Annotated in this window: 13 protein-coding genes and 1 pseudogene; 8 read left to right on the top strand and 6 right to left on the bottom strand. The window is 48.3% G+C overall.

Annotated features, from left to right (window positions below; translation table 11 throughout):
* Positions 1-6: 6 nt before the first annotated feature.
* The 4 genes and pseudogenes from DWZ67_RS13260 to DWZ67_RS20465 form a co-directional block, all read right to left on the bottom strand.
* On the bottom strand, positions 7-1,824 hold the full coding sequence (locus tag DWZ67_RS13260; protein ID WP_005826156.1) for a glycoside hydrolase family 2 protein: 1,818 nt from the start codon (positions 1,822-1,824) through the stop codon (positions 7-9).
* A 331-nt stretch (positions 1,825-2,155) separates the two neighbouring features.
* Positions 2,156-3,646 carry a RagB/SusD family nutrient uptake outer membrane protein gene (locus tag DWZ67_RS13255; protein ID WP_005833916.1) on the bottom strand — a complete coding sequence of 497 codons (1,491 nt, stop codon included), beginning with the start codon at positions 3,644-3,646 and terminating at the stop codon, positions 2,156-2,158.
* A 19-nt stretch (positions 3,647-3,665) separates the two neighbouring features.
* Positions 3,666-6,341 (bottom strand): annotated as a pseudogene (locus tag DWZ67_RS13250) (SusC/RagA family TonB-linked outer membrane protein); the annotation flags it as partial.
* A gap of 15 nt (positions 6,342-6,356) precedes the next feature.
* The gene (locus DWZ67_RS20465; protein ID WP_229100019.1) at positions 6,357-6,827 is read right to left on the bottom strand and encodes a carboxypeptidase-like regulatory domain-containing protein; all 471 of its coding nucleotides are present in this window, start codon (positions 6,825-6,827) and stop codon (positions 6,357-6,359) included.
* Positions 6,828-7,122: 295 nt separating this feature from the next.
* Between DWZ67_RS20465 and mnmG the strand changes: the two genes are divergently transcribed.
* The 6 genes from mnmG (at position 7,123) to deoC (ending at position 13,272) form a co-directional block, all read left to right on the top strand.
* Entirely contained in the window at positions 7,123-8,997 is a 1,875-nt protein-coding gene (mnmG, locus tag DWZ67_RS13245; RefSeq protein ID WP_057097385.1) for a tRNA uridine-5-carboxymethylaminomethyl(34) synthesis enzyme MnmG, read from the top strand.
* A 56-nt stretch (positions 8,998-9,053) separates the two neighbouring features.
* Complete coding sequence (locus DWZ67_RS13240; protein ID WP_005826167.1) at positions 9,054-9,578, top strand: adenine phosphoribosyltransferase; 525 nt, start codon at positions 9,054-9,056, stop codon at positions 9,576-9,578.
* Positions 9,579-9,691: 113 nt separating this feature from the next.
* Positions 9,692-11,512, top strand: coding sequence for an excinuclease ABC subunit UvrC (gene uvrC, locus DWZ67_RS13235; RefSeq protein WP_120139041.1), 1,821 nt, complete (start codon positions 9,692-9,694; stop codon positions 11,510-11,512).
* Between the two features lie 80 nt (positions 11,513-11,592).
* Positions 11,593-12,045: a D-aminoacyl-tRNA deacylase gene (gene dtd / locus DWZ67_RS13230; protein ID WP_005826171.1), complete on the top strand. Its 453-nt coding sequence runs from the start codon at positions 11,593-11,595 to the stop codon at positions 12,043-12,045.
* On the top strand, positions 12,045-12,383 hold the full coding sequence (locus DWZ67_RS13225; protein ID WP_005826173.1) for a nucleotide pyrophosphohydrolase: 339 nt from the start codon (positions 12,045-12,047) through the stop codon (positions 12,381-12,383). Before dtd ends, DWZ67_RS13225 begins: the two co-directional genes overlap by 1 nt.
* Complete coding sequence (deoC, locus tag DWZ67_RS13220; RefSeq protein WP_035447524.1) at positions 12,370-13,272, top strand: deoxyribose-phosphate aldolase; 903 nt, start codon at positions 12,370-12,372, stop codon at positions 13,270-13,272. The genes DWZ67_RS13225 and deoC overlap by 14 nt, the downstream gene beginning before the upstream one ends.
* Positions 13,273-13,357: 85 nt before the next feature.
* Here the strand turns inward: deoC and DWZ67_RS13215 are convergent, their stop codons facing one another.
* Positions 13,358-14,332, bottom strand: coding sequence for a polyprenyl synthetase family protein (locus DWZ67_RS13215; RefSeq protein WP_008662178.1), 975 nt, complete (start codon positions 14,330-14,332; stop codon positions 13,358-13,360).
* A gap of 87 nt (positions 14,333-14,419) precedes the next feature.
* Here DWZ67_RS13215 and polA point away from each other — a divergent pair, with 87 nt between their 5' ends.
* The gene (polA, locus tag DWZ67_RS13210) at positions 14,420-17,275 is read left to right on the top strand and encodes a DNA polymerase I (protein WP_120139039.1); all 2,856 of its coding nucleotides are present in this window, start codon (positions 14,420-14,422) and stop codon (positions 17,273-17,275) included.
* A gap of 278 nt (positions 17,276-17,553) precedes the next feature.
* On the top strand, positions 17,554-17,946 hold the full coding sequence (locus DWZ67_RS13205; RefSeq protein WP_005826180.1) for a DUF3836 domain-containing protein: 393 nt from the start codon (positions 17,554-17,556) through the stop codon (positions 17,944-17,946).
* 153 nt (positions 17,947-18,099) lie between these two features.
* Here the strand turns inward: DWZ67_RS13205 and DWZ67_RS13200 are convergent, their stop codons facing one another.
* On the bottom strand, positions 18,100-19,887 hold the full coding sequence (locus tag DWZ67_RS13200; protein ID WP_120139037.1) for a RagB/SusD family nutrient uptake outer membrane protein: 1,788 nt from the start codon (positions 19,885-19,887) through the stop codon (positions 18,100-18,102).
* Positions 19,888-19,899 lie beyond the last annotated feature (12 nt).

Here is a 19,899-nt window from a genome sequence, read left to right as displayed (position 1 = left end):
ATGCCCCTATTTCTTAAGTGAATTGCAGATACGTGTATTTATCTCTTTCACGCGTTTCTCATCCAGCTTTATCACCTTGCGGTCGTAAGTCATCAGACCGTTCACTTCCACCTCCACATCCGTGGTCTGTGTATAGACGGCTGCCGAGAAACCTCTTTTTATCATCTGATACAGCATATCGGCATATTTCACGTACTCATCCGTAACCTCCTTGGAAGAGTTGAACTGAACATATCCCCAGTTGCGGTTCGGTTCCCAGATATGGTCTTTCAAGACAAGGCCGATGCCGCCATACTCACCCAAAACCGTGGCACGCTGTGCATCATACAGATACATCTCCGGTTGGGGATAGTTGTGGAGGTCGAGCATGTCACCGCAAGTATAATGGTTACCGCCACTTGCCGGATTCACCAGACGGGTCGGGTCATACTGTTTCGTCCATTCGGCTATCTCTACCGTCTTGAACTGCCCCCAGGCTTCGTTGAACGGTACCCATGTACCGATACACGGATAAGAGTAGAGACAATCCATTATTTCCTTCCATTCCTTGTGATAATAGGCTTCGGATTCGGCGGAGCGTTTCAGTTCTGTTCCGTCGAAATAGCGGCGGTTCTGCCATTCCGGATTACGGTCACCGCTCGGCATATCCTGCCATACGATGATACCCAAACGGTCACAATGTGTGTACCAACGTGCCGGTTCCACCTTGATATGCTTGCGAATCATATTGAAACCGAAATCTTTCGTCTTCTGTACATCATACAGCAAAGCCTCGTCTGTGGGAGCTGTATACAGTCCGTCGGGCCACCAACCCTGGTCCAGCGGTCCAAACTGGAACAAAGCCTCGTTATTTAGTTCCAGGCGTACGATGCCATCCGCGTCACGACGGGTGGAGTACTTACGCATGGCAGCATAGCTGTCCACCTTATCCACTACCTTGCCTCCGCTTTTCAGAGTCACTTTCAGCGTATAGAGGAAGGGGGAATCCGGACTCCACAACTTGGCATTCCGGGGCATGGACACCTCCACCGGCTCTGCATTGATACTTTTGCCGGTGGCTACCAGTTGATTGCCGTCATACACATTCACTTCCACAAAATCGGAAGGACATGCACTATTCAATTCAGCCTTCACTGTCAACAGATTACGGTCAATATCGGGAGTGATACGGAGGTTCTTGATATGTTTTCCGGCAACCGGCTCCATCCATACCGTCTGCCAGATACCGCTTACGGGAGTGTACCAGATACCTTCCGGATTGCTGACCTGCTTTCCACGGGGTTGAGGTCCTTTATCCGTTGGGTCCCAAACTTTTACGACCAACTGATTATTGCCTTTGCCAGAAAGGGCGGCAGTAATATCGAAAGAGAACGGAGTAAATCCCCCCGTATGGCTGCCTACTTTCACATCATTCACCCATACATCCGTTTTCCAGTCGACAGCGCCAAAGTGCAACAGCACTTGTTTTCCCTTCCAGGCAGAAGGAATTTCAAAACTGCGCTGGTAGACCAGTTCCTGGTTTTCATTGATTCTTTTTCCAACTCCGGACAAGGAGGATTCGATGGCAAAAGGAACAAGTATCTGCCCTTCGAACTCTGCCGGAAGATGCTCACCTTTATTTATAACGGCATAATTCCACAGTCCGTTCAAGTTCTTCCAGTCACTCCGTTCCATGATGGGACGAGGATATTCGGGCAACACATTCGCGGGATTGATCTGGGATGCCCAGTCCGTTTTGATTTTATCACCTGCCGGCTTCCATTGCGCCGAGCTTCCGATTGCAAACAACGTCAAGAATGACGATATGAGGAAAAATCTTCTCATAGTATTATAACTTTTTATTGGTTTCTACGAAAGCAAAGATAAGCCGATTCAGAAAAAAAGAATAGAAATTTCGAACCAATAAATAGTATTTTTGTGGAATATCAAGGTATTACCATCTCATTTTATCAAAGAAATTCATCAAAGGCACCTTTTTCCGCTTTTCTTGCCACGCCTATGACAAGGTTTTGCCTTCCCATTGGCAAGACTTTGCCACCGCGTTGGCAAAACTTTGCCATAGGCGTGGCAAAAGTTTGCCAAGGCAGTGACAACTTGTTGGCAAAATACCTCCCTGATATACAAGGAGTAGCAAACAATAGACAGCAGGGAATGACTAATATCCCGGATTCTGCTGGTTCTCCAATGCCGGATTGGCATTTATCTCATCCTGCGAAATAGGAAGCACAATCTTCTCGAAAGTACGGTCGATTGTTTTTCCACGGTGACTCACCGGAATATCTTGAAAATCGTCGTTGAATTCGATGGTTCTGCCCATACGCATCATGTCGAAGAAGCGTTGTCCTTCACCAAAAAGCTCCTTGCTGCGCTCGTCCAGAATCATATCATCGGTAATGGTAGCGGCAGTGGCCGGTGCCAGTCCGGGAGAACGCCTGCGGATTTCATTCAGGTAACCGGCGGCGGCATCTGCGCCTGCTTCCTGCTTCGTGGAGTGCAAGGCTGCTTCGGCGGCAATCAGATATATCTCGGAAAGACGGATTATCTTGATATTGACGGCTGTATTGGTTGCCTTGCCGTCACCTGCCAGAGTGGTACTGCCCATATACTTGTAGCAGGCTCCCTTGCGTTCAATCTCATTGTCCACCCAGTATTCATCGTTGTCCATGATTCCCCAACGCACATCCGTCTCGTCTTCACCCAGACGGTTCAAGAAATAATCGCTGGCAAGATACCAGCCCATGGCATTCTTCAACTGTCCGTAGCGCATCAGGTAAAAGCCCAAAGAAGAAGTTCCCAGGTCTGATTCCTCAGTGGTGATGCCCAGCTCAAAGATGGACTCGGAACCAAACTGCTTGCTCCAGGAAGCCGTCCAATCGGCAGGCTCATACAGTTTGTACACACCGCTTTCTATAATCTCCCGGGCAGCGTTCAAAGCACCGTCATAATCTTCCATATAGAGTTTCACACGCGCTTGCAGGGCTATGTTGGTGTAATAGTCCGCATATCCGCTCTGCTTTGTCTTCTTCTTGGCAAGCAGGGCCGCCCCGTCCGACAAGTCCTGCAGAATCTGGCGATAGTTCTCCTCCACAGTAGCACGGGTGGGCTGGGCGTTCACCGTAAGCGGCTCGGTTACATTGGGAACTCCATAAGAGGTCTTGTTGTAATTGTAAGGAAGCCCGTAGAGACGGACCAAATCGAAATAGAACAGCGCCCTCAGAGTCAACGCCTGCCCTTTGGCTTCGGAAAAGTCTTCCATACTGCCCGATTCTTCCAGCTTCTCAATGTTGCTCAACAAGGTGTTGACCTGCAGAATGCAGTAATATCCACGGCTCCAGAAACCGGAATAAGTATTGCTGTTGGAAGTGTGGTTGAACGTATAGAATGCATCCAGTCCGCGTCCGGCAGCAAAAATCGTGAGGTCACCGCCCTTGGCATCACCGTACATAAAAAGGTTTCTGCCGTAATAAGACGATGAGGTCATCGCACTCATCACACCGTTGATAACCACCTGCGCATCGGCTACCGTACCGACAGCACCTTCTGCATTTCCGGAGTTGGTGGGCTGCATATCCAGAAAATCGTCACACGAAGTGAATGTAAAGGCACCAAGTATCACAAGTGCCAATAAATGATATATCTTTTTCATTGTTAGTTCCTCCAGTTCATTAAAATTTCAATTCAACGCCAACGACAAACGTTTTTCCGATAGGGGTTTCCCAACCACGTGTGCCGTATTCGCTCACTTCGGGGTCTGCCTCCTTGTATTTGGCTATTGTCCAAAGGTTGCTGGCAGTGAAGAAAAGGCGGGCATTCTCGATGAAAGCCTTGCGGGTCATGGCTTTGGGCAGCGTATAGGCCAATGAGAGATTCTTCAAGCGCAGATAACTGGCATTGAACAAGTGGCGGCTGCTGTATTGTTGCGGGTCATCGAGGTCTACACCTTCGATACGGGGCTCTGTACCGTTCGTATGGTCTGGCGTCCAAAGGTTGTTGTAGTAGCTTTTAGCACGGATACGCTCCCAATAATAACCGTCGTCGGCCACATCCATGTAGGCTCCGTCGTACAAGTCTCCTCCTATCTTATAGGTAAAGCCCAACGAAAGGGCTATGCCTTTGTAGGAGACCGAGGTATTGATGCCCCCATACACTTTGGGAACGGCATTGCCGATGATGGTGTAGTTGGCATTGTTATAGTCATAAGTAGCTCCGCGCCCGTTATACTCAAAATCTCCGGCCTTGCCATTCTTGGGGTCATTTACATAGTAGACGTTCTTGCCGTTGGTCTTGTCCACACCTGCCCATTCGTATCCATAGAAAGCCAGCGTGGACTGACCTTCCCGGTATACATATTGCGCACGGCTGTCGCTACTGGTGGGGTCGTACCAGATAATGTCCGCACCGCCATACAACTCTTTCACCTCAGAACGGAGGAAGGTTGCGTTGGCACCGGCACTCCATAACCATCCTTTACTATCAATGATGTCACCACTCAACTCCACCTCTACCCCATGGTTGTTGATGCATCCTACGTTCCGCAACGTAGAGGAAAATCCCGTAACCATCGAAATGGGAACATCCTGGAGCAGGTTCTTCGAATCACGGTTGAAGTATTCCACCGTACCGCGCAGACGTTGGCCGAAGAAGCCGAAGTCGATACCCACATTCGTGTTGTAGCTCGTCTCCCAAGACAGCTTGTCATTGGTGACGGTAGTGATTGTACCGCCCGGGTTACCCATGTACTTACTGGTATAGCTCATCAAGCTCATATAGCCGTAATTGTCCGAAGGCAGCGTACCGTTAATACCATAAGAGGCACGTATACGCAGGTTGCTCAGGAAAGAATATTTGCTCATAAAACCCTCGCGCATGATGTTCCACGCTCCCGCCACTGACCAGAAGTTTCCCCAACGTTCCTGCTTGCTGAGCCGGGAAGAACCGTCGCGGCGGTAAGAACCGGAAATGAAGTAGCGTTCATCGTAATTATAATCCAACTTGGAGAGCACGGACACCATCGAGTTTCCCCAGGAATATCCGGCAGAAGTCTGCGTTCCGGCAGTAGAAACTGTATGAATGGTGCTGACCGCAAGATTGCTTCCTGTGGCACGCACATAGTCTGTCTTGTTCTTCTCCGCTTCGAAACCCACCATGGTGCCAACTGTGTGTTTGTCGAAGGTGCCGGTATAATTGGCGGTAGTGGAGGTAACCATCTTCTCGTATGTAGTACGGTATTCGTTGACATTCCCATTGTCTGCCGAGCCTTTATAGTGATTGGCACTGTAATAGATATGGTCTTTTACAGTAGTATTGTCGTAAGAGTAGATAGAACGAAGGTCCAGGCCCGGCATCAGATGCAGGGTGAGCGTCTCCGCAGCTATGATTTTGGTACTGGTAGAACCGTTCTCCCACTCTTTGTCATAATAAAGCCCATTGTAGGCGTAGCTACCGTAACGTTCGGTCCAGAGCTCGCCGGTCTTGTAATCAGTGGGCCAGTAGAGTCCCCACAGCAAGTTACGGGTCTGCATGAAGTAATTACTGCCCGTGTTGCGTGTATCATTATAACCGCTTTTCTTGGTACGCGCCAGGCTGGCATTGGTGGTCAGTTCAAGGAATTTCCCCACCTTCTGGGTGAGGTTCAGGCGACCGGAAACACGGTCGAAGCTGTTCATCTTCAAACGTCCTTCGTCCTGGGTATAGGAAAGGGAAGTGTAATAGTTGGTATTCTGCGTAGCACCGCTGACGGACATATCGTAGGTCTGGTAAATGGCGGTACGGAAATATGCCTTGTCCCAATCGTAGTATTTGCCTCCACGCCCGGAGTTGTCGTACTCAAGGATATTGACGTTCTCGTAAGCTCCCGTACCATTTGTGGTAAATTGGTAGCCATGTTTGTTGAAACGGCTGTTCAACTGGCCTATGGCATAGGCTGCCGCCTTTTCGTCCGTTTCGCCCTTACCGCTTGTACGGGCATCGTGAAATACGGTGTAGAGCATATTCACATTCTCCTGTACGCTGGCCGTTTCATAGTTGTCCGTTGCCCAGCAGGGCGTGAAGCCCACTTCGGCTTTCAGCGTCACCACCGGCTTGCCAATCTGTCCTTTTTTGGTAGTAATCAGAATGACGCCGTTTGCCGCACGCGACCCATAAAGCGAGCTGGCCGCCGCATCTTTCAATACAGAAATAGATTCGATGTCTTCCGGGTTCAACGTATTCATGATGTTGTTGGTAGAATAGAGCTCACCGCTCATCTGCCCCGTATTGCCCGAAGAGACCGGAACACCGTCCACTACATACAACGGTTCATTCCCGGCATTCATAGAACCTATGCCACGGATGCGGATGGCCGGTGCGGAACCCGCCTAGCCGGAATTATTCGTCAGTTGCAAGCCCGCCACTTTACCGTTCAACACGTTTTCAAAGCTGGTCGTCGGAATGTCTTTCAGCGCATCCGCTTTCACTAAAGAAGCCGAACCTGCATAGCTGCTCTTTTTGGCCGTGCCGTAAGCCACCACCATCACTTCATCCAGCAGTTCCGAATCCGATTTCAGCACCACCTTCATAGCAGGCTTTATGGCAGCTTCTACTTTCTGCATACCTACAAAAGAGACAATCACTGTCTTTGCCGTGCCCGGCACATTCAAGATTGTAAATTTACCTTCGATATCGGTCACGGCCCCCAGCGTTGTACCCTTCACCAATACCGATGCCCCAATAATCGGCTCATTGTTGTCCTCGGCAAATACTGTTCCCGAGACCGTAGACGTCTGAGCCATCACTCCCGCCCCCATAACCAGGCAGACAATGATTAACAAGAAGAATTTCTTTCTCATGCTTCTCTTCCTTAAAATTAGTCAATCAAAACACTTTTTAATATCCAAACGTTGCAAAGGTATGTATCTTTTTCAAAAAGAAAAGCAATAGTATTCAAAAAGCTTCATTTTGATTGTATTTTAAGCTAAACACAAGCAATATGTCTATAGCCTAAGCATTCCAAGCAATAAGTATGATGCTGGATACGGAAATATAAGCAATGCCAAAGAAGATATATCCGGATTTTAAGATATGACACGTCCCGGCATACAACTTTTTTCGTAACTTTGCACAGTTTTAAAATACACTGAACGAATGGAGTTTAAGTATGACGTTATTGTAATCGGCGCCGGACACGCAGGATGCGAAGCCGCTGCCGCTGCTGCAAACCTGGGTTCGAAGACTTGTCTTATCACAATGGATATGAACAAAATCGGACAGATGAGTTGTAACCCGGCAGTGGGAGGCATCGCCAAAGGACAGATAGTACGCGAAATAGACGCCTTGGGAGGATATATGGGATTGGTGACAGACCAGACAGCCATACAGTTCCGTATACTGAACCGTTCCAAAGGTCCCGCTATGTGGAGTCCGCGCGCGCAGTGCGACCGCAACAAATTCATCTGGGCATGGAGAGAGATACTGGAAAATATCCCCAACCTGCATATCTGGCAGGATACCGTGCAGGAAATCCTCGTTGAAAACGGTGAGATTACGGGAGTAGTCACATTATGGGGAGTAACGTTCCATGCCAAATGTGTAGTACTCACCGCAGGAACTTTCCTCAATGGACTGATGCACGTGGGACGTACCATGCTTCCAGGTGGACGTATGGCAGAACCTGCATCCTACCAATTAACCGAATCCATCGCAAAGCATGGCATCACCTTTGGACGCATGAAGACGGGAACCCCCGTACGCATAGATGGACGCAGCGTGCATTATGAGGATATGGAAATCCAAGACGGAGAATGTGACTTCCACAAGTTCTCGTTCATGGACACTCATGTACGCCATTTGAAACAGCTCCCTTGCTGGACCTGCTTCACCAACGAAGAAGCACACCGCATCCTGCAGGAAGGTCTGCCGGATTCTCCCCTTTTCAACGGACAAATCCAAAGTATCGGCCCACGTTATTGCCCCAGTATAGAAACCAAGATTGTGACTTTCCCCGACAAACCGCAGCACCAGCTTTTCCTGGAGCCCGAAGGGGAAACAACCCAAGAGCTCTACTTGAATGGATTCTCTTCTTCATTGCCCATGAACATCCAGATTGCAGCATTGAAAAAGATACCGGCGTTCAGAGACCTCGTCATCTACCGCCCGGGCTATGCCATCGAATACGACTTCTTTGACCCCACCCAACTGAAACATACGCTGGAAACGAAGAATATAAAGAATCTGTTCTTTGCCGGACAAGTAAACGGAACAACCGGTTACGAGGAAGCAGCTGGACAAGGAATCATGGCAGGTATCAACGCCCACATCAATTGCCACGGCGGAGAACCGTTCACCCTTGCAAGGGATGAAGCATATATCGGCGTTTTAATCGATGACTTGGTAACAAAAGGTGTGGACGAGCCTTACCGTATGTTTACTTCCCGTGCCGAATATCGCATCCTGCTCCGTATGGATGATGCGGACATGCGACTCACGGAAAAAGCCTGGAAGCTGGGACTTGTCAAGGAAGAGCGGTACAAGCTGCTGACAGAAAAACGTGAAGCCGTGAACCGGATTATAGACTTCGCGCGGAATTACTCGATGAAACCGGCATTAATCAATCCGGTATTGGAGCAGCTCGGCACTACTCCACTGCGCCAGGGATGCAAATTGATAGATTTGATAAACCGTCCGCAGATAACGATTGAGAACATTGCCGAACACGTCAGTGCCTTTAAACGAGAACTGGATAAAATATCCGATAGAAAGGAAGAAATTGTAGAAGCTGCAGAAATACTCATCAAGTACGAGGGATACATCGGACGCGAACGGATTATTGCGGATAAATTGGCAAGATTGGAAAGCATCAAGATAAAAGGTAAGTTTGACTATAATTCCATTCAATCCCTTTCTACCGAAGCTAGACAGAAGCTGATGAAGATAGATCCAGAAACAATAGCCCAAGCGAGTCGGATTCCGGGAGTATCTCCAAGCGACATCAACGTGCTACTGGTACTTTGCGGACGATAGAGTGCAAAGTTCCACGTGAAACAAAGAATTCAATAAACGTATTAAATAAACTGATTATGAGCAAAGAAACTCTTACCAAAAGCATCCGAGAAATACCCGACTTCCCCATTCCGGGAATTCTATTCTACGATGTAACTACCTTGTTCAAGGAGCCTACCGCCTTGCAGGAACTCTCGGACACACTATACGAGATGTATAAAGACAAAGGCATCACCAAAGTAGTGGGTATAGAATCAAGAGGATTCATTATGGGCCCCATTCTTGCCACCAGACTGGGGGCAGGCTTCGTACCTATCCGCAAGCCGGGAAAGCTTCCTGCAGAAACCATTGAAGAAAGCTATGATAAAGAATATGGCAAAGACACCGTGCAGATGCACAAGGATGCCATCAATGAAGACGATGTAGTATTGCTACACGACGACTTGCTGGCAACCGGTGGAACAATGGAAGCCGCCTGCAAACTGGTGAAACAGATGAACCCCAAGAAAGTGTATGTAAACTTCATCATCGAGCTGAAAGAGCTTCATGGCAAGGATGTGTTTGGAGATGATGTGGAAGTGGAGGCTGTGCTGTCGCTTTAGCCATTTCACATTTCACTACAGATTACACAGATTATTTATCCACCACAAAAACACAGTTTTATCGAAGAGAAATCTGCGCTAACCTGTGTAATCTGTGGTGAAACGTCGGTATTATGGAAGAACTCAGAACCAACGACTACCTCAAAGGGATTGTATCCAACCTTCCCGAAAGTCCCGGTATTTACCAATATCTGAATACCGAAGGAACCATTATATATGTAGGAAAGGCAAAGAATCTGAAGCGAAGAGTGTCTTCCTACTTCAACCGGGAGCACGAACCGGGAAAGACGAGGGTGCTGGTCAGCAAGATTGCAGATATCCGATATATCGTGGTGAATACGGAAGAAGACGCGCTATTGCTGGAAAACAATCTTATCAAGAAATACAAGCCTCGCTACAACGTACTGTTGAAAGACGACAAGACGTATCCCAGCATCTGCGTGCAGAACGAATACTTTCCACGTGTATTCAGAACCCGGAAGATAATCCGTAACGGTTCCTCCTATTATGGCCCTTACAGCCATATACCTTCCATGTACGCATTACTCGACCTCATCAAGCATCTGTACCCTTTGCGTACATGCCACCTGAACCTCTCTCCGGAAAACATACGTGCCGGAAAGTTCAATGTTTGCCTGGAATACCACATCAAGAACTGTGCAGGACCTTGCATCGGGAAGCAAAGCCAGGAAGAGTATCTGAAAAACATCGCTGAAATCAAGGAAATACTCAAAGGGAATACCCAGGAGATAGAACGGATGCTTTTCCAGCAAATGCAGGAACTGGCAGCCGAAATGAAGTTTGAAGAAGCACAGAAGATAAAGGAAAAATACCTGCTGCTGGAAAACTACCGGGCAAAATCGGAAGTGGTAAGCAACGTGCTGCACAATATCGACGTGTTCTCCATCGAAGAAGACAGCGATGAAAAGTCCGCTTTCGTCAACTACCTGCACATTACGAACGGTGCCATCAACCAGGCTTTCACCTTTGAATACAAGAAACGATTGAATGAGAGCAAAGAAGAACTGCTCTCTCTCGGCATCATCGAAATGCGGGAAAGATACAAGAGCCTTTCTCGTGAAATCATCGTGCCTTTTGAGCTGGATATGGAGCTGAAAGATGTCGTCTTTACCATCCCGCAACGGGGAGACAAAAAGAAGCTGCTGGAACTCTCCATCCTCAATGTGAAGCAGTACAAAGCCGACCGCCTGAAGCAAGCCGAAAAGCTGAATCCGGAGCAACGGACCGTGCGCCTGCTGAAAGAGATACAGCAAGAGCTGCACCTGGACCGCCTGCCCATGCAGATAGAATGTTTCGACAACTCCAACATCCAGGGTTCCGACCCCGTGGCCGGGTGCGTGGTCTTCGTCAAGGGGAAACCTTCCAAGAAGGATTACCGCAAGTACAATATCAAGACCGTAGAGGGACCGGATGACTATGCCTCCATGAAAGAGGTCGTAAAACGGCGCTATCAGCGCGCTATAGAAGAGAAAACACCCCTGCCCGACCTTCTTATCACCGACGGTGGAAAAGGGCAAATGAGCGCCGTAAAAGAGGTGATAGACGAGCTTGGCCTGAACATCCCCATCGCCGGACTTGCCAAAGATGGCAAACACCGCACTTCCGAGCTATTGTATGGCTACCCTCCCCAGACCATCGGATTGAAACAGAACACCCCCCTCTTCCGACTGCTGACGCAGATTCAAGATGAAGTGCACCGCTTCGCCATTACCTTCCACCGCGACAAGCGCAGCAAACGGCAGATTGCCTCCGCACTGGACGAGATAAAAGGTATCGGTGAAAAGACGAAAAGCGCGTTGCTCAAGGAGTTCAAAAGCGTGAAGCGTATCCGCGAAGCATCTGCCGAGGAGCTTGCCGCCGTGGTGGGAGAAGCGAAAGCCAAAATCATCCAGACCTATTTCTCAGAGAAATAATGACTGATAAATCAGCCTGCAAAGCCATGCACACAACGAATTAATTCGTAACTTTGTCCCCTCAAAAAGACAAAAACAACATGAGAGTAGTGATACAACGTGCCGGACACGCTTCCGTCACCATCAACGGAACCTGCAAAGCCTCCATTGGAAAGGGCCTCATGATACTCGTAGGCATCGAAGAATCCGATGGAAAAGAAGATATTGACTGGCTTTGCAAGAAGATAGTCAACCTGCGCATTTTCGATGACGAAAACGGCGTAATGAACAAATCCATTCTTGAAGCAGACGGCGAGATACTGGTTATCAGCCAGTTCACCCTCCACGCCTCCACCAAGAAAGGCAACCGTCCCTCCTACATACGGGCAGCACGGCCGGAAATATCCGTCCCACTGTACGAACAATTCTGCCGGGAACTGAGTTTAGCATTAGGTAAAGAAATAGGTACCGGCGAATTTGGTGCCGATATGAAAGTAGAACTGATGAACGATGGTCCCGTGACCATCTGTATAGATACAAAAAACAAGGAATAATGACGTTAGAAGAAGCACAGAAACAAGTGGATTCCTGGATAAAGGAATACGGAGTGCGCTATTTCAGCGAACTCACCAATATGGCGATACTGACCGAAGAAGTGGGCGAACTCGCCCGCGTCATGGCACGCAAGTATGGCGACCAATCCTTCAAGAAAGGAGAAAAAGACAATCTCGACGATGAGATGGCAGATGTTCTTTGGGTACTTCTCTGCCTTGCGAACCAGACCGGAGTGAACCTGACAGACGCCTTCTGCCGCAACTTCGAGAAGAAAACCAGACGTGACCAGACAAGACATATCAATAACCCTAAATTGAAAGACCATGGAGAAGAATGAGCCTACCCAGAGTAAGTATGACGCCGCCCTGGCAAAGTACAACACCCAACTGGATGATGCGGAAATAGCTGCACAAGCTGCCAGAATCATTGCAGAGAAAGTGCCGGCAAACAACACGCCGGAGGTAAAGAAATTCCTTTTCAACTGCATTGACCTCACCACACTGAACAGTACGGACAGCGACGAAAGCGTCATGAAATTCACCCAGAAAGTGAATAAATTCGACGAAGAGTTCCCCGACCTGAAGAATGTGGCAGCCATCTGTGTATACCCCAATTTTGCAGAAGTCGTAAAAGACACGCTGGAAGTGGAAGATGTAAAAATAGCTTGTGTATCAGCAGGTTTCCCCTCCTCCCAGACTTTCATTGAAGTGAAAGTGGCAGAAACTGCCATGGCACTGATGGAAGGCGCCGATGAAATAGACATCGTTATTTCGGTGGGCAAGTTCCTGGCGGGAGACTATGAAGGCATGTGCGAGGAGATACAAGAACTCAAAGCAACCTGCAAAGAGCACCACATGAAGGTAATCCTCGAAACCGGAGCTTTGAAGACGGCTTCGAACATCAAAAAAGCATCCATCCTTTCCATGTATTCGGGTGCCGATTTCATCAAGACTTCCACCGGCAAGCAGCAGCCTGCCGCCACGCCGGAGGCCGCCCTGGTTATGTGCCAGGCCATCAAGGAATATCACGAGCTGACGGGTATCAAGGTAGGCTTTAAGCCCGCAGGAGGAATCAACTGCGTGAACGATGCACTGATTTATTACACCATCGTCAAGGAAGTGCTCGGCGAAGAATGGCTGAACAACGAGCTGTTCCGTCTGGGAACCAGTCGTCTTGCCAACCTGCTGCTTTCGGAAATCAAGGGTGAAGAGATGAAATTCTTCTAAGAGAAAGCTGTATTTACCTATAAATAAAGCCTGATGGAGTGGGTTCCATCAGGCTTTCTCATATTATCAACCGGAAACAGTTCCGTCATTTTTCCCGCTCTACCACATAATCCAGATACCCGGCTAGCGCTACTTTTACCTCCGTATCGGGCAAAGAAGCCAGCAAAGAAAGAGCCTTTTCCTTATAGTCATACATCACTTGCGAAGCATACTCTATACCACCATTCTGCTTGGTAAATTCGATTAAATGGGCTATTTCGCCAGGCGTTGCCTCCCCATTCTTTATCTTTACGGCAATTTCTTCCGCTGTTTTATCCTTCACGGTATTGAGCACATGAAGCGCAGGTAGAGTCAACTTCCCCTCCACCATATCATTTCCGGTAGGTTTGCCTATTTCCTTGCTCTCGGAGTAATCGAAAATATCATCCTTTATCTGAAAACAAAGCCCGATATATTCACCGAACAGACGCGCAGATTCCGCCTTTTCATCGCTGGCTCCCACCGAGAGAGCGCCCGCCTTCGTACAAGCTGCAAAGAGCACGGCCGTCTTCTTGCGGATAACGTCGAAATAGACTTCCTCGGAGAAATGGAGATTGCTGACGTTGGAAAGCTGCAGAAGTTCACCATCTGCCAAATCCTGCCCCAGGCAGGAGACGATGTCGATAATGTCATGGTTACGGGTCATGCCCACTTGCACCAACGCTGTTGCAAGCAGATAATCGCCTGCCAGTACGGCTACTTTATTATTGAAAATGGCATTAACGGAGAGTTGTCCACGGCGTTCAGTACTTTCGTCCACTACATCATCGTGCACAAGGCTGGCATTATGAAGAAGTTCCAACGCAACCGCAGCATGCAGGGTTGCAGGACATACCTTGCCAAAAAGCTTCGCAGCCAGAAGCACCAGAATGGGGCGCATCATCTTCCCGTTCTTCTGCCGGATATGCGCAATTACGCTGTTCAGCAAAAGGTTGGAACTGGAGAGAGTACTTTCAAAAAGCTTCTTGAAGTCCTCCAATTCCTCAGAAATCGGAGATTTTATCAATGATGAGTTGTCCATGCATCGCTATTTGCCTACAAAAATAGTAATAAAACGGTTAATACGGTATTTTTTTGTACTTTTACCATGAAAAAAAGGATTAAATGTATGAATTCAATCGATAAACTGTTTTTGCTCGATGCCTATGCACTGATATATCGAGCCTATTACGCGTTCATCAAGAACCCGAGAATCAATTCAAAAGGATTCAACACTTCGGCCATTCTGGGCTTTGTAAACACCCTGGAAGAAGTGCTCAAAAAAGAGAATCCCACACACATAGGAGTAGCCTTCGACCCGTCGGGCCCCACCTTCCGCCACGAGGCCTACGAGCAATACAAGGCACAGCGCGAGGAGACACCCGAGGCCATCCGCCTTTCCGTACCTATTATAAAGGACATCATCCGCGCCTACCGCATTCCCATCCTCGAAGTATCCGGCTACGAAGCCGACGACGTGATAGGCACGCTCGCCACCGAAGCCGGACGGCAGGGCATCACCACCTATATGATGACTCCCGACAAGGACTACGGGCAACTGGTATCGGACCGCGTCTTCATGTACCGCCCCAAGCACACTGGTGGATTCGAAGTGATGGGTACCGAAGAAGTGAAGACGAAGTTCAACATACAGACCACCGAGCAGGTCATTGACATGCTGGGACTGATGGGCGATGCTTCCGACAACATCCCCGGCTGTCCGGGTGTGGGCGAGAAAACCGCACAGAAACTGATTGCCGAATTCGGCTGTATCGAAAACCTGCTGGAACATACCGACCAGCTGAAAGGCGCACTGAAAACGAAAGTGGAAACCAACCGCGAGATGATAACCTTCTCCAAATTCCTTGCCACCATCAAAACAGATGTTCCCATCCGGCTCGATATGAATTCGCTCGTCCGCGAAGAACCGAACGAAGAGGAACTCCGCAAGATTTTCGAGGAGTTGGAATTCCGCACACTCATCGATCGGGTACTCAAAAAGGGAAGCGGCAATTCGTCCTCCCCTACTCCAACCTCTCCGGTACCCGACCTCTTTGCCGGGACTCTGTTTGCCCAGCCGCAAACCTCCACTCCCGAAAACAGCGCCCCGATTCAAGGCGATTTGTTTGCAAATTTTGCGGGCGAGGGGACGGGCGTTTCTGAAAATTCAAACCTGACGCGGTTAGAAATGCTCGATGTAGACTACCAACTCATTGATACAGAAGACAAAAGAGCAGAAATTATTCAAAAGTTACTTACAAGCGAAATTCTCTCAATAGATACCGAGACTACCGGAACCGAGCCAATGGACGCCGAACTTGTAGGAATGAGCTTCAGCGATGCCGAAAACCGTGCATACTACGTACCCGTTCCCGCCGAACGAGAGGAAGTCTTAAAAATTGTAAACGAGTTCCGTCCCCTCTTCGAAAACGAGAAATCCATGAAGGTGGGACAAAATATCAAGTACGATATGATTATCCTCCAAAATTACGGCGTCCAGGTGAAAGGCAAACTTTTCGACACCATGCTTGCCCACTACGTGCTTCAACCCGAACTGCGACACAACATGGACTATCTGGCGGAAATCTACCTGCACTACCAGACCATCCACATCGATGAGCTAATTGGAGCGCGAGGCAAAAACCAAAAGAACATGCGCGACCTTCCACCCGAAGATGTCTACCGTTATGCCTGCGAGGATGCGGACGTCACCCTCAAACTGAAAAACGTGCTGGAAAAGGAACTGAAGGAGCAAGGTGCCGAACATCTGTTCTACGAAATAGAGATGCCGCTCGTCCCCGTACTTGTCAATATAGAGAGCAACGGAGTGCTGCTCGACACGGAAGCCTTGAAGCAATCGTCCCAACACTTCACCGTCCGTCTGCAGGAGATTGAGAAGGAAATCTACGAGATGGCTGGCGAGACATTCAACATCAGCTCCGCCAAGCAGGTAGGCGAAGTGCTCTTCGACAAGCTGAAAATCGTGGAGAAGGCCAAAAAGACCAAGACCGGACAATACGTCACTTCCGAAGAGGTGCTGCAGAGCTACCGCAGCAAGCACGACATCATCGGGAAGATACTGGAATACCGCGGACTGAAGAAGCTGCTGAGCACCTATATAGATGCCCTACCCCAGCTCATCAACCCACGCACGGGACGCATCCACACCTCCTTCAACCAGGCAGTGACCGCTACCGGACGCCTCAGCTCCAGCAATCCCAACCTGCAGAACATCCCCATCCGCGACGAAGACGGAAAGGAAATCCGCAAGGCGTTCATCCCCGACACCGGCTGCGAGTTCTTCTCTGCCGACTACTCGCAGATAGAGCTGCGCATCATGGCACACCTCAGCGAAGATAAGAACATGATAGAAGCCTTCCTCAGCGGACACGACATCCACGCCGCCACCGCTGCCAAGATATATAAGATAGACATAAACGACGTAACCGCCGACATGCGCCGCAAGGCAAAAACGGCAAACTTCGGCATCATCTACGGCATCTCCGTCTTCGGGCTTGCCGAACGCATGGGCGTTTCCCGCCAAGAAGCCAAAGAGCTGATAGACGGCTACTTTGAAACCTACCCGCAAGTGAAGGAGTATATGGACAAAAGCATCCAGGTGGCACGCGAGCAGGGCTACGTGGAAACCATCTTCCACCGCAAGCGCTTCCTGCCGGACATCAACTCAAGAAACGGGGTGGTACGGGGCTATGCCGAACGGAATGCCATCAACGCCCCCATCCAGGGAAGTGCCGCCGACATCATAAAAGTAGCGATGGCACACATCTATCAGCGCTTCCAAGCTTACAATCTGAAAGCAAAGATGATTTTACAGGTCCATGACGAACTAAATTTCAGCGTTCCAGAGGCTGAAAAGGAACTTGTACAGAAAATCGTAATCGAAGAGATGGAGCAAGCATATCGCATGCAAGTACCTCTGAAAGCCGATTGTGGGTGGGGAAACAACTGGTTGCAGGCACACTAAACCACCCAATAACTTTATTTAACTTACAATCAGAAAGCAACAGAAGCAATCCTTTCCAAATACAGTTTGCTCATCAGAATATCCGGCGACCTCACTGCCGGATATTTTTTATTCACCAATCTTGCCAAAAGGAAAGCATACCGAAGCCCTCACTACTGACATATTGATAAAATTTAATATGATATTTATATTTATGTCAATTTAATACGTACCTTTGCAGCGAAATCAATGACATATTGATAGAAAATAGAAAGTTAAACTAAAAAAGACATAAAACCATGAAAGCAAAAGTATCTTTAAAAACAGTGATTGTTTCAGCACTTCTCTTAGTTTGCGGATTAAATGCCTCAGCCGACAATAAGAGCAACCTCATTTACAATTCGGAAGAAGTAAATGGCATGAAAGTGGCAGAGACCGTATACAAGATGGACGGAAACACGCTTGCCAACTATATGAAGTACAATTATAAGTACGACGACCAGAACCGCATGACGGAAAGCGAAGCCCTGAAATGGAACAGCACCAAGAATACATGGGGCAAGGACATGTGCATCCGCTATGCATACCAAGGCAAGACGATGACTACCACATACTACAAATGGAACAACAAGAAAGGCGAATACATACTGGTTCCCGAGATGACAGTAATCATGGACAACCCTAACATGTAATTGACAAACTCTCTCTTAAAGTAAGAAATCTTATTCCTAACAACAATAACCGAAACCTTTCATAAAAGAGCCGGAATGATTCGCACATTCCGGCTCTTTTATTATATCTTGAAAAACAAATCCTTTCCGTCAGATACCAATAACCTTACACGATTAGTATCCTGGATTGTTTTCTATAATGGCACTGTTTGTATCAATCTCACTTTGGGGAAGCGGCCAAAGTTCATCCTTTCCTTCGATATACTTCATCGTGTTATACACACGGAGATTCAGTGCTTTCCCATCCCAAGAACTACCTTCTGAATATGCCGGATGCCAGTTGTCATCAAATGAAGGCTTGGCATTGGACATAAGCCCTTTTTGATTGGGAGCATAAATCTTACCTGTCATCACTGTAGAAGCCATACCCCAACGACGGAGATCAAACCAACGAAAACCTTCATTACAAAGTTCAACAGTACGTTCGTAACGTAATGCCTTTCGGAGTCCGCTCTGCGAAGTAACTACCACATCGGGCATTCCTACACGATTACGAATTATATTGATGTCCGTTCGTGCTAACTCCAGATTGCCATCAGCCATTTCAATATTGGCTTCTGCCTCTATTAGATAAACCTCTGCTAAACGCATCAAGCCGCAATTAAGATCACTGGTTTCATGGTTGGAGATTGCAGCTCTTTCCAACTCGGCTATATCCAAATATTTCCTCCAGAGATATCCAGCAGGACCTTTAGTGCCATTGGCACCGTATACGCCCTTGGTACCCTGTGACTCCATGTTTGTCACGTCCTTACCCGTGCTATAGTCGTGAATCTTTTTACTGGTAGTGGAAGTCTGGAATTCCAGATTGAATATGCGTGAACCAGGTCGCAAACAGAAAAGATCCAGACGAGGGTCCCGGTTTTGCCAAGGGTTCTGCCAGTCATACAGAGAAGATTCCGTAATCGATTTGCCATCCTTGCATTGAAACATATCAACAAATGTTTGTGTAGGACCAAAATAGGCGCATCCTCCCAGTGTACGTGGAGCCATGTAATATGCCTCCTTGGTTTTATTACTGGATATTACCGCATCATACTGCACGGACCAGAGCCACTCATTGCTTGCCTCACCGTCATAACCAAACAGAGCCGTCTGACCGGTTGGCTCTCCTGCCTCATGACTTTCTCCACAATACTGTGTATTGATGGATTCCAATTCAAAGCCTGCCTCCTTAGCCAAATTCAAGGCTTGTTTGGCCGAACTGGCAGCCAAGTCATACTTTTTCCAATTCAAGGCAATACGGGCACGTAACGCATACGCTGCTACCCGTCCGATGCGTGCACTGCCATAGCTTTCTGCTTTATGGCGGAGTGGAAGGTTAGCCAAACACTCGTCGCTAAGATCCGAAAGCAGATTCTCTACAATGGTCTCTCTCGGTGTACGTGGGGTCTGGCTGTCATTTATACCCGCTGTGTGGACCACATACGGCAAGTCTCCATAGTGCTGGCAAGCTTGATCATAACAGAATGCCCGTATGCACAGCAGCTCTGCCCGTATACTCTCTATATCCGTATCAGAGGCTGTGCCATGCAGATTATCCAGCGCATCGAGAAGCTGGTTGATACGTGCCACGGTCTTATACACGCAATTATAAAGCTTGTTTGCCACCGCGTTTTCAGCAGAAGCTCCGGAGGTGATTAATTCCGTATACATAGCCGTGTTGACACGTGTAGCACCAATATCTGTAATATTGTCTGTCACCTTCCACCAGGTGGTGGTGCTGGCACTATAAGCTGTCAGAGATGAGTAAACAGCGTTCAAACCGAAATTCGCCTCTTCCATACTCGAAGGATAAGAGGCAGAAGACGGTGAAGTGAGTGGTTCAAGGCCGAGTGAACAAGCACCGAGGCCTAATAGAAACAGCGAAAGGAGTGCTGTATAAATATTGTTTCGTTTCATATCATTTTTTCT

The organism is Bacteroides sp. AF34-31BH, from assembly GCF_003602795.1.
In the GTDB taxonomy this organism is placed as follows: domain Bacteria; phylum Bacteroidota; class Bacteroidia; order Bacteroidales; family Bacteroidaceae; genus Bacteroides; species Bacteroides uniformis.
This window is presented reverse-complemented; position numbering and strand designations above follow the sequence as displayed.

Coding starts and splice junctions, on each gene's coding strand:
- DWZ67_RS13260 (WP_005826156.1), bottom strand. CDS start 1,824: ATGAGAAGATTTTTCCTCATATCGTCATTCTTGACGTTGTTTGCAATC.
- DWZ67_RS13255 (WP_005833916.1), bottom strand. CDS start 3,646: ATGAAAAAGATATATCATTTATTGGCACTTGTGATACTTGGTGCCTTT.
- DWZ67_RS20465 (WP_229100019.1), bottom strand. CDS start 6,827: ATGAGAAAGAAATTCTTCTTGTTAATCATTGTCTGCCTGGTTATGGGG.
- mnmG (WP_057097385.1), top strand. CDS start 7,123: ATGGAGTTTAAGTATGACGTTATTGTAATCGGCGCCGGACACGCAGGA.
- DWZ67_RS13240 (WP_005826167.1), top strand. CDS start 9,054: ATGAGCAAAGAAACTCTTACCAAAAGCATCCGAGAAATACCCGACTTC.
- uvrC (WP_120139041.1), top strand. CDS start 9,692: ATGGAAGAACTCAGAACCAACGACTACCTCAAAGGGATTGTATCCAAC.
- dtd (WP_005826171.1), top strand. CDS start 11,593: ATGAGAGTAGTGATACAACGTGCCGGACACGCTTCCGTCACCATCAAC.
- DWZ67_RS13225 (WP_005826173.1), top strand. CDS start 12,045: ATGACGTTAGAAGAAGCACAGAAACAAGTGGATTCCTGGATAAAGGAA.
- deoC (WP_035447524.1), top strand. CDS start 12,370: ATGGAGAAGAATGAGCCTACCCAGAGTAAGTATGACGCCGCCCTGGCA.
- DWZ67_RS13215 (WP_008662178.1), bottom strand. CDS start 14,332: ATGGACAACTCATCATTGATAAAATCTCCGATTTCTGAGGAATTGGAG.
- polA (WP_120139039.1), top strand. CDS start 14,420: ATGAATTCAATCGATAAACTGTTTTTGCTCGATGCCTATGCACTGATA.
- DWZ67_RS13205 (WP_005826180.1), top strand. CDS start 17,554: ATGAAAGCAAAAGTATCTTTAAAAACAGTGATTGTTTCAGCACTTCTC.
- DWZ67_RS13200 (WP_120139037.1), bottom strand. CDS start 19,887: ATGAAACGAAACAATATTTATACAGCACTCCTTTCGCTGTTTCTATTA.